Source organism: Streptomyces alkaliphilus (assembly GCF_014141535.1).
Taxonomy (GTDB): domain Bacteria; phylum Actinomycetota; class Actinomycetes; order Streptomycetales; family Streptomycetaceae; genus Streptomyces; species Streptomyces alkaliphilus.
In genome coordinates this window covers 1-634 of record NZ_VKHT01001610.1, presented here as the reverse complement: position 1 = coordinate 634, position 634 = coordinate 1, and the positions used below count along the sequence as shown (strand labels likewise).

1 protein-coding gene is annotated in these 634 nt (G+C 79.3%); it reads left to right on the top strand.

Translation table 11 applies throughout. From position 1 onward, the window contains the following. Positions 1-58: 58 nt before the first annotated feature. Positions 59-448: a GntR family transcriptional regulator gene (locus tag FNQ90_RS25930; RefSeq protein WP_182608529.1), complete on the top strand. Its 390-nt coding sequence runs from the start codon at positions 59-61 to the stop codon at positions 446-448. The last annotated feature ends 186 nt before the right edge of the window (positions 449-634 follow it).

Below are 634 nucleotides of genomic sequence, written 5' to 3'. Positions count from 1 at the left end.
CCCCGTGGCGCGCCCGGGTCACCGACCGGAGCCCGCTCCTCGGGGCAGAATCGGCCGGGTGAGACTGACCATCGACCCCGACTCCCCGGACGCCCCCTACGAGCAGATCCGGGCCAGGATCGCCGCGGGGGTCCGCTCGGGCGAGTTCCCCGTCGGGCTGCGGCTGCCCACCGTGCGCGGCCTGGCCGCCGAACTCGGCCTGGCGGCCAACACCGTCGCCAAGGCGTACCGGGCCCTGGAGGCCGACGGCGTCATCGAGACCCGGGGGCGCAACGGCACCGTGGTCGCGGGCTCCCGGGACGCCGCTGCCCGCGAGGTCGCCGGCGCGGCCGAGGGATTCGCCCGGCTCGCCAGGCGGCTCGGACTGGACGAGGCCGCCACCCGTGCCGCCGCCGAGGACGCGATCCGGGCGGTCTGGGCCGACGACGGACCGCCGCGCGGGGGATGAACGCGCCGCTCCGGGCCGCCCGTTCCCTCCCCGCCCGGGGCTCCCCGGTGGGCTGCGCCCACCCCGGGCCGTCCGCCGCCGCGGCGGCGGACGGCTGGATGACTGGACGACTACAGGTAGGCGCCGGTGCCCGTGGCCCGGGACTCGGGTACCGCCGCGGGGACGCCCCCGCCACGCAGCGCGTAC